Here is a 9,736-nt window from a genome sequence, read left to right on the forward strand (position 1 = left end):
AGCCGATGAGGTCCATTTTTTGCTTGGAGGACCATGGACGCCACGGACCAGAAGCGCCTGTTGCGTGAAATGCTTTTTGCCCGCCGTTTCGAGGAACGTTGCGCGGAAGCCTATCACGAACGCCAGATCGGCGGTTTTTTGCATCTTTATCCTGGTCAGGAAGCCTGTGCCATCGGTGTGCTGGAAAAGGCCCGCACTGGTTCGGACTATGTGGTGACCGGTTATCGCGACCACATTCATGCACTGAAGTCGGGGATGGATCCCAAGGTGTTGATGGCAGAGCTTTTTGGCAAGGAAACGGGCTGCTCCAAGGGCCGTGGTGGCTCCATGCATCTCTTTGATCCTGATGTGCACTTCATGGGTGGCTACGCGCTGGTCGGTGGGCCCTTTCCGCTAGCCGCTGGTTTCGCTAAGGCGATCCAGTTGCGTGGCAGCGATGAAATCTCCATCTGTTTCCTGGGTGATGGTGCCAACAATCAGGGTACTTTCCATGAGACCATGAACATGGCGAGCCTGTGGAATCTGCCGGTGCTCTTTATCTGCGAAAACAATCTGTATGGCATCGGTACCGCCATCGAACGTTCGACGGTGGAAATTAATCAATACAAGCGTGTGGTCTCTTATGGCATGGAGGCGGCGCAGTGCGACGGTCAGGATATCGATGTGGTCATGGCCCACGCCGAAAAGGCGGTGCAGCATGTGCGTGAAAAGCGTAAGCCCTACTTTCTGGAATTGATGACCTACCGTCTGCGCGGTCATTCCATGTCAGATTCCGGTGCTTACCGCTCCAAAGAAGAGGTGGAAGAATGGGCACTGCGCGATCCTATTGGTATTTATAAACGTCGCCTGATAGAGGCCGGGGTGCTCAGCGAGGATATGTTCCACGCCATGGACGCGGCCATTCAGGACGAAATCGAGAACGAGATCGTGCGTTTTGCCACCGAGAGTCCGGAGCCGCGCGTCGAGGACGTTGCCCGTTATGTGTATACAGAAGGAGGCAAGCAGCCATGGCTGAAATGATGTATTGGCAGGGTATTCTGCGCGCCCACGATGAGGAAATGGCGCGGGACCCGCTAGTCTTTGCCATGGGTGAGGATATTGGCGTCGCTGGCGGCACCTACAAGGCGACCAGCGGTCTCTTCGCCAAGTACGGCGAGCAGCGGGTAGTCGATACCCCCATCTCCGAAAACAGCTACACGGGCATCGGTGTCGGTGCGGCCATGATCGGGGCCCGTCCCATCGTCGAAATTATGAGCGTCAATTTCGCCTGGCTCGCCATGGATCAGCTCATGAACAACGCCGCGAAAATCCATTACATGTCCGGTGGTCGTATCCGCTGTCCCTTTGTGATGCGGGTGCCGGGCGGCACGGCACATCAGTTGGGTGCCCAGCATTCGGCGCGCATGGAGAAAGTCTTCATGGGTATTTCCGGCCTGCGGGTGGTGACCCCGGCAACGCCGCGCGACGCCTACGGTCTGCTGAAAAGCGCCGTGCGTTGCGATGATCCGGTGGTGATCATTGAGCACGAAAGTATGTACAACCTCAAGGGCGAGATACCGGATACGGAGTTCTTCACCCCGCTGGAAGGGGTGGAAGTGATGCGGCCCGGTAAAGATGTCAGCATTTTTGCCTACAACATCAGCGTGCATTGGGCGCTGGAGGCAGCACAGCAACTGGCGCAGGAACATGGTATTGATGCCGAGGTCATCGATCTGCGGGCACTCAAGCCCATGGATCGGGCTGGTATCGCGGCCAGCGTACACAAGACGCATCGCGCCATTATTGTCGAAGAAGACGAGGCGCCTGTAGGCGTAGGTTCTGAGGTGATCGCAATCATCAACGAGGAATGTTTTTTCGATCTCGATGCTGCACCCGTGCGAGTGCATGCCCTGGATGTGCCCATTCCTTATAATCGTCGCTTGGAAAAAGCGGCGATTCCCAATGCCGGGGATGTGGTCGCCGCTGTGCGGAAAATGCTGGGTCGGTAGTAGTATCCGGCGACCTGTTCTGGTGGTTGGTTGATCGTGGCTCGTTCGGCGAACGAGCGACACGATCTCCTTCTCAATCTCGATTTGAATGAATAATGGTGAAACATGGCCGAACCTTACGTCATCAAGATGCCGCAACTTACTGACACCATGACGGAGGGTGTGCTCGTTTCCTGGGAGAAGGCCGTGGGCGCACGGGTGGAGCGCGGCGATGTGGTGGCGACGATAGAAACGGATAAAGCCATTATGGATGTGGAGGTGTTCCGCTCGGGTTATCTGGCCGGGCCTCTGGCCGAGGCCGACAGTGTCCTCCCGGTGGGCGAGGCTATCGGCTACATCACCGATAGTGCGGCGGCGACGGTAGTGGCGCCTGCTGCTGCCGGCACACCAGAGCCGGCGCCCGCCGCGGTATCCCTCCCTGAGGGCTATGCGGTGAAAATGCCGCAGCTCTCCGATACCATGACCGAGGGCGTGCTGGTGTCCTGGGAAAAATCTCTGGGTGACAAAATCCAGCGTGGGGATGTGGTGGCGACGGTGGAAACGGACAAGGCCATCATGGATGTGGAGGTTTTTCGTGAAGGTTACCTTTCCGGTCCGTTGGTGGCGGCGGATGCGGTAGTGCCGGTAGGCGAACCTATCGCTTGGCTGGTGGCATCGCCGGAGCAGGTGCAGCGCGACAGCGCGGCAGCCGGCACCGGTACGGCGGGCAAAGCCAGTTCCGTGCATGGCTCCGCAACGCCCGTGATCGCCACCATGCCTGCTCTGGTGTCGGGCACGCATCCGGCGCCGCGCCCGCAGCAGGGCGCGGCCAGCCCCTTCGCTCGCCAGTTGGCGGGTCAGCAGGGGGTGGATCTCAACAGGCTGCGTGGCAGCGGTCCAGCCGGCGTGATTGTCGCCGCCGACGTCCTCGCGGCTGGCGGCGATACGGCACCAGCCGCATCCACTCGTCCCAGTGAGCCTGCTGTGCCCGGCAACGGCCGCGCCATGACGGCCATCGAAAGAGCCATCAGTCAGGCGATGGTTGCCTCCCTGAGTATCCCGGTTTTCCATGTCACGGTGCGGGTCAGGCCCGAGGCCTTGATCCGCGCGGCCAAGGCACACCAGATTTCCGTCACTGTGGCTATCGCCAAGGCCGCTTCACAGGCGCTGGGCAAGCATCCCTTGGTGAACGCCGCCTATCAGCCCACGGATAAAATTGTCGAACGTGGCCAGCATGACATCGGTATTGCCGCGACCACGGAAGATGGCGGGTTGGTGGTGCCGGTGCTACGTGGGGTAGAAGGCAAGGGTCTTGATCAGTTGCAAGCAGAATGGACCCCGCTGCTGGAGAAGGCGCGCAAACGTCGTCTCAGCCCGTCCGAATACACCCATCCCACCTTCACTATCTCCAACATGGGCATGTATGGCATCGCCCAGTTCGATGCGATCGTCACTCCGGGCACGTCGGCCATCATTGCTATTGCCGGCAACGGCCTCGAAGGTATGCCCATCACCATTACTGCGGATCATCGGGTGGTGAACGGCGCCGAGGCGGCCCTGTTTCTCAAAGATCTGAAACAGGCGATCGAGCATCCGGAGGCTTGGCTGGCCAGCACGGGGCCGGTGATTCCTGAAGGGAATTATGATGTGCAGGTGTTGGTCATCGGTGCGGGCCCTGGTGGTGAAGACTGTGCCCGTGAATTGGTGGAGAATGGTGTCAAGACCGCAATGGTTAACAACGCGCCTTTGCCGGGTGGCGAATGTCTCTGGCGCGGCTGTATCCCCTCCAAAGCTTGGCGCGCCGCCGCAGACCATATCCGAGATCGTGAGCATGATGCCGCCATGGGCCTTAGCTTTGGCAAGCCCAGTTTGGATTGGGTGCGACTGGAGCAGCATCGCCGTGGTATTCTCCAGACGCGCGGGGAAATGGCCCTAAAAACCGATCAGGGCATGAAGATTCAGGTACTGGAAGGCTACGCCCGCTTCACCGGCGATCATAGTGTCGAGATCAGCGGTAAAGATGCGCGAACCCTGACTTTTGGCGCTTGTGTCATCGCTACGGGTGCTCCGGCCTTTGTGCCGCCGATTCCCGGTATTCAGGAAGCGTTAAAAAATGGCGCCGCCGTGACTTCTGATACGGTCTGGGACTTGAAGCAGCCCCCCAAACGCCTCTGCGTCATCGGTGCGGGAGCCATCGGCATGGAAATGGCGCAGATGTTCCATGACTTTGGCGCCGAAGTGCGGGTGTTGGAAGCCTTGCCGCGGCCGGTGGCAGAGATGGAAAAGGAGATCGCGGAACAGTTGATGAAGGCCATCGCCCACAACAGTCCGCGCCTGCAGGTGTTGACCGACGTCAAAGTGGCGGGTGTCACCGGGCAGGTCGGTCAGTTAGCCGTTCGATATCAGATCGGTGAAGAGGCAGCGACTTACAACTGTGATTTGCTGCTGGTGGCGACCGGCAAGCGTCCGGATACCAGTGGTCTGAACCTTGCGGCGGCCGGCGTAACCCTCGGTGAGCGGGCTGCCATCGCTACGGATGCGACTGGGCGTAGCAATGTACCCCATATTTATGCTGTGGGTGACGTAATTGGCGGTTACATGCTGGCCCACACGGCGAGTCAACAGGGGCGAGTTGCGGCGGCCAATTTGCTGGGCCACAACAGCGTTCGCTACGATGCGGCGAAGGACTGCGGTGTGACTTTCACCCGACCGCAATGCGCCTTTGTCGGTTTGTCCCTGGAGCAGGCGAAGGCCGCTGGTATTGGCGCCGTCGAGGTCAAGGTGCCGATGAGCATCGATGCCAAGGCGATGATGACCGGTGAGACGGATGGTCTGATCAAAATGGTCGCCGACAAGGTGAGTCATCGCATCGTTGGTGTACACTTCCTGGCCGATCATGCGGATACCTTGGTGGGCGAGGCGGTGCTGATGGTGAGCGCTGGTCTGACGCTGGAGCAGGTGGCCGAAGCCATTCATCCGCATCCAACGCAGACTGAACTCTTCGGCGAAATGGCACGGCGTCTGTTATCCCGTCTGCGCCGCTCCGTCAAGGCAGGTGGTTGATTTGTGGTTGGCAGTGGTAATTGTGCCCCCGGATATTCCGGCACAGGGTGAGTGTCAACGAGGCCTCTGGCGCGGCTTGACGTCTGCGCGTAAAAGCGAGCAAAATGCTCGGGTATCCACTGGATGAAGCGCTGCGGCGCATGGAGTGATGCACGATGAGCACAGCAACCGAAACAATGACCAATCTGGATTCCATTCCTCCGCTTATGACCCTGACACAAAATGCAGCGGACAAGATTGCTTCGTTGGTCGAAGAAGAAGGTACTGAAGGTTTGAAGCTGCGTGTCTTTGTGACGGGTGGCGGTTGTTCCGGCTTTCAGTACGGTTTTACTTTCGATGAGAATATGAATGAAGGCGATACGGAAGTGCAGCAATTTGGCGTGAGCCTGCTGATTGATCCCATGAGCTACCAGTATCTGGTAGGTGCAGAGATTGACTACAGCGAGGGACTGGAAGGTGCGCAGTTCGTCATTAAAAACCCCAACGCGACAACGACCTGTGGTTGTGGGTCTTCTTTCTCGGCTTGATTGCCGGATATGGGTACTGATGTGCCCCAAGGGGAGGCCGATGGCCTCCCCTTTATTTTACGGGCAGGTTATGATGATCGGGTGATCCGTGGTCTGGAGGCCTTTGTTGAGGATGCCCTCCGTCCGAATGATAAAAGGAGTTCTGTATGGCGGAGCCAAACTTTACGCCAGGTCTGGAGGGAGTGGCTGCAACTCATTCCAGCATCTCCAATATTGATGGAGTCGCTGGTTTACTGAGTTACCGTGGTTTTGCCATTGCGGATTTGGTGGCGCATAGCAGTTTTGAGGAAGTCGCGCTCTTGTTGCTGGACGGCGTTCTGCCGAGCGCGGCCGGTTTGGGAGAATTTGATCGCGGGCTGCGTACCCATCGCCAAGTCAAATACAATGTCCGGGAAATCATGAAGTTTATGCCGGTGACCGGGCATCCCATGGATATGCTGCACTGTGCGGTGGCTAGCCTGGGCATGTTTTACCCACAGCAGGAGCTCTCCGACGCTGAGCGCGAAAATACGCTCCATCTGGATGCGATGGCGATGCGGATCATCGCCCGCATGCCGACCATTGTGGCCATGTGGGAGCAGATGCGCTTTGGTAATGATCCCATTCCACCGCGTCCAGACCTTGGTCATGCAGCTAACTTTCTGTATATGATCTCGGGCCGGGAGCCGGACCCGGCCTTTGCCAAAATTCTCGACACCTGCCTGATTCTGCACGCCGAGCACACCATCAATGCCAGTACCTTCTCCGTGCTGGTGACCAGCTCTACCCTCACTAACCCCTACCACGTTATCGGTGGGGCGATTGGGACACTGGCTGGCCCGCTGCACGGCGGTGCCAATCAGAAGGTGATAGAAATGCTGGAAGAAATCGGTTCTGTCCAGCGGGTAGGCGCCTATCTCGATGAGAGGATGGCTAACAAGGATAAAATCTGGGGCTTCGGGCACCGTGTCTACAAGACCCGTGATCCGCGTGCGGCGATTCTCAAGGATACGATGGAAGAGCTGGCCAGTCACGGTCATCTGCGTCACAGTCGCCTTTTTGAAATCGCCATAGAGATGGAACGCCAGGCTACGGAGCGACTCGGCCCCAAGGGCATCCATGCCAATGTGGATTTTTACTCGGGCGTGCTGTATCACGAGATGGGCATCAAGGCGGACCTTTTTACGCCCATTTTTGCTATGGCGCGTTCTGCGGGTTGGCTGGCCCATTGGCGGGAGCAGTTGGCGGACAACCGGATTTTCCGGCCTACACAGGTGTATACAGGGGAACAGAGTCAACACTATGTGCCTGTGGCAGAGCGGTCTAGGAAAAACGTATGACAGAAGTTTTACAGGATATCCCCTTCCTGGCCACCGATCGGGTGGAAGCCTTGCTGGATATCGAGCGTCACCTGATCACCGCACAATCCACTATTGAGCGTTGGTTTCGAGGACAATGGCAGCGGACGCCGCCGCCGTTCTATGCCTCTGTGGACTTGCGCAACGCCGGGTTTAAGCTGGCACCTGTGGATACCAATCTGTTTTCAGCGGGATTCAATAACCTCAATCCGGAGTTTTCGCCGCTTTATGTTTCGGCTATTCAACATTATCTGAATCAGTATTATCCGGGTCTGGAGCGGGTGCTCCTGATCCCTGAAAACCACACCCGTAACCTCTTTTATCTGGAGAATGTGGCGCGCTTGCGCGAATTGCTGGAACTATCCGGCCTGGAAGTGCGGGTGGGCTCCCTGATTCTGGATGATCGCATGGCTTATAATTTGCCTTCGGGGAACCTGCTCCTTCTTGAACCGTTGCAGCGTATCGGTGGGCGTTTGACGACGGCGGGCTTCGATGCGCAACTGATTTTGCTGAATAATGATCTGTCAGGAGGTGTGCCTGAAATACTGGAACATCTGGAACAGCCTGTCCTGCCTCCCCTCGCGGCAGGCTGGCGCAACCGGCGCAAATCCCAACATTTCGCCCATTATCGTGCTGTCGCGCAGGAGCTGGCGGAGGTGATCGATATTGATCCGTGGCTAATTGATCCTGTTTTTCGCCGCTGTCAGGGCATTGATTTTATGCGCTCCGAAGGACGCGAGTGTCTGGTCGCCAATGTCGATGCCGTGCTGGAGATCACACGCGAGCGCTACGCCCACTACGGCATCCGCCAGCGGCCCTTTGTCATCGTCAAAGCCGATGCCGGTACCTATGGCATGGGCATTATGACCGCCTATTCGGGTGAGGAGTTTCTGGACCTCAACCGCAGGGAACGCACCCGCATGGCCAAGAGTAAAGAGGGCCTGCCGGTGAGCGATGTTTTTATTCAGGAAGGGGTTTACACTTTTGAGCAAACCGCCCAGGAGGCCGTGGCCGAACCGGTCGTGTACATGATCGGTCAGCAGGTGTTGGGTGGTTTCTACCGGGTGCATACGGAGCGCGGCCGTGATGAGAACCTCAACGCCCCAGGAGCGCACTTTGAGCCCATGGCCTTTGGTCAGACCTGTGTGGTCCCTTGCCGAAAATCACCGCCCGATGCGCCGGTAAACCGTTATTATGCCTATGGCGTTATTGCACGCCTGGCGCTGGTGGCCGCGACACGGGAGATGGCGGACTGGCGGCTACAGAATGCGCTGGAGGTGGCTCAATGAGCATGCTTAAGGCCGCTATACTCATGGACCCTATCGTTGGCATCAAACCGGCTAAAGATACGACCTTCGCCATGCTTCTTGCGGCGCAGGCACGCGGACACCAGTGCTGGGTGTTTACCCTGCCCGACCTGTTTCTGCGTGATGGGGGTGCCTGGGGGCGATTAAGTGCCGTGGTCGCGCGCGATGGTGTGGAAGGCTACTGCACGCTGGGTGAGCCGGAAGAACGCCCCCTCTCTGACATGGATGTGGTGCTGATGCGTAAGGACCCACCCGTTGATCTGGAATATCTTACCGCCTGCTATTTGCTGGAGCATGCAGGTACGTGGGTGGTCAATGATCCGATCAGTCTGCGCAATGCCAATGAAAAGCTCTATGCCCTGCATTTCCCGGATTTTCTGCCGCCCTTGCTGGTCAGTCGCGATCTTGGGGATTTGCGCGCCTTTCTCGCCGAGCATGGCGAGATTGTCGTCAAGCCGCTTTCGGCGCGGGGTGGCGAAGGGGTGTTTTATTTGCACTTGCAGGATCGCAACGTCGGCAGCATTCTGGAGACGGTGACGGGCTGGGGCCGACATTATGTGATGGCGCAGCGCTATCTGCCTGCCATCCGCGCGGGCGACAAGCGTATCCTCCTGGTGGATGGAGTGCCCGTGTTGGGTGCTATGCTGCGGGTGCCTTCGGCCTCGGATTTTCGCGGTAATCTGGTGGCCGGGGCACTGGCCGTTGCGGCGGAACTGACGGACCGTGACCAGGAAATCTGTGCGGCGATCGGGCCTGCCTTGCGTGCCGCGGGCCTGCTTTTTGTCGGCCTGGATGTGATTGGCGGATATGTGACGGAAATCAATGTCACCAGTCCCACCGGGGCACGGGAAATCAAGCGTTTCTGCGGGGTGGATGCCGCGGATTTGCTCTGGCAACGTCTGGAGCAGGGGCGATAATGCCGCTATGCCCGTGCGGCTGGTCACCGGCACCTGCCGTTTTCGAGCGAAAACACGTATCATGGGAATCATGACCTTCTCTTCCCTCAAAAATCATTTGCTCATTGCCATGCCTGAGCTGCACGACGGCGTTTTTGATCGCACCGTGATCGTGGTGTGCGAGCACAATACCGAGGGCGCTATGGGTGTGGTCATCAACCGTCTGGTGGATATCAATATGTCTGATGCCCTGCGTGCAGTGGATATCCAGCCCTCTGAAGAAATGATCCATCGCCCGGTGTACTGGGGCGGGCCGATCCAGCCTCAGCACGGATTTATCCTGCACTCGCCGCGTGGCGAATGGCTTTCCAGTCTGGAGATTAATGACGCCCTGGCGTTGACCAGCTCGCCGGATATTCTGCAGGCTATTGCCCAGCACGAAGAGCCGCAGCGTTACCTGCTGACCCTGGGCTATGCCGGCTGGGGCGCGCAGCAACTGGAAGAGGAGCTGAAGGAAAACGCCTGGCTGCACGGCCCCCTGGATATGGCAGTGGTCTTTGATCTGCCCGCCAGTGAGCGCTGGCAGGCCGCGGCGCGCTTGCTGGGAGTGGATATGCGTCTGCTCAGTGGTGCGGCGGG

At 58.3% G+C, this 9,736-nt stretch carries 8 protein-coding genes; all 8 read left to right on the plus strand.

Going from position 1 to position 9,736, the window contains the following annotated elements:
* The first annotated feature begins 33 nt into the window (after nt 1–33).
* On the plus strand, nt 34–1,020 hold the full coding sequence (gene pdhA, locus HF921_RS11030) for a pyruvate dehydrogenase (acetyl-transferring) E1 component subunit alpha (protein WP_064218123.1): 987 nt from the start codon (nt 34–36) through the stop codon (nt 1,018–1,020).
* The gene (locus HF921_RS11035) at nt 1,008–1,988 is read left to right on the plus strand and encodes an alpha-ketoacid dehydrogenase subunit beta (RefSeq protein ID WP_064218113.1); all 981 of its coding nucleotides are present in this window, start codon (nt 1,008–1,010) and stop codon (nt 1,986–1,988) included. The genes pdhA and HF921_RS11035 overlap by 13 nt, the downstream gene beginning before the upstream one ends.
* Before the next feature lie 105 nt (nt 1,989–2,093).
* Complete coding sequence (locus HF921_RS11040) at nt 2,094–5,030, plus strand: FAD-dependent oxidoreductase (RefSeq protein ID WP_215893817.1); 2,937 nt, start codon at nt 2,094–2,096, stop codon at nt 5,028–5,030.
* A 155-nt stretch (nt 5,031–5,185) separates the two neighbouring features.
* Nucleotides 5,186–5,557, plus strand: coding sequence for an iron-sulfur cluster insertion protein ErpA (erpA, locus tag HF921_RS11045; RefSeq protein ID WP_064218115.1), 372 nt, complete (start codon nt 5,186–5,188; stop codon nt 5,555–5,557).
* Nucleotides 5,558–5,703: 146 nt separating this feature from the next.
* Nucleotides 5,704–6,876: a citrate synthase gene (locus HF921_RS11050; RefSeq protein ID WP_064218116.1), complete on the plus strand. Its 1,173-nt coding sequence runs from the start codon at nt 5,704–5,706 to the stop codon at nt 6,874–6,876.
* Entirely contained in the window at nt 6,873–8,183 is a 1,311-nt protein-coding gene (gene gshA, locus HF921_RS11055; protein ID WP_064218117.1) for a glutamate--cysteine ligase, read from the plus strand. The genes HF921_RS11050 and gshA overlap by 4 nt, the downstream gene beginning before the upstream one ends.
* Nucleotides 8,180–9,118, plus strand: coding sequence for a glutathione synthase (gshB, locus tag HF921_RS11060; RefSeq protein ID WP_064218118.1), 939 nt, complete (start codon nt 8,180–8,182; stop codon nt 9,116–9,118). The genes gshA and gshB overlap by 4 nt, the downstream gene beginning before the upstream one ends.
* A gap of 7 nt (nt 9,119–9,125) precedes the next feature.
* The coding region (locus tag HF921_RS11065; protein ID WP_226834516.1) for a YqgE/AlgH family protein at nt 9,126–9,736 on the plus strand (611 nt) is incomplete at its 3' end.

Source organism: Acidithiobacillus ferriphilus, assembly GCF_018854775.1.
Taxonomy (GTDB): Bacteria; Pseudomonadota; Gammaproteobacteria; order Acidithiobacillales; family Acidithiobacillaceae; genus Acidithiobacillus; species Acidithiobacillus ferriphilus.

Coding starts and splice junctions, on each gene's coding strand:
- pdhA (WP_064218123.1), top strand. CDS start 34: ATGGACGCCACGGACCAGAAGCGCCTGTTGCGTGAAATGCTTTTTGCC.
- HF921_RS11035 (WP_064218113.1), top strand. CDS start 1,008: ATGGCTGAAATGATGTATTGGCAGGGTATTCTGCGCGCCCACGATGAG.
- gshA (WP_064218117.1), top strand. CDS start 6,873: ATGACAGAAGTTTTACAGGATATCCCCTTCCTGGCCACCGATCGGGTG.
- erpA (WP_064218115.1), top strand. CDS start 5,186: ATGAGCACAGCAACCGAAACAATGACCAATCTGGATTCCATTCCTCCG.
- HF921_RS11040 (WP_215893817.1), top strand. CDS start 2,094: ATGGCCGAACCTTACGTCATCAAGATGCCGCAACTTACTGACACCATG.
- HF921_RS11050 (WP_064218116.1), top strand. CDS start 5,704: ATGGCGGAGCCAAACTTTACGCCAGGTCTGGAGGGAGTGGCTGCAACT.
- gshB (WP_064218118.1), top strand. CDS start 8,180: ATGAGCATGCTTAAGGCCGCTATACTCATGGACCCTATCGTTGGCATC.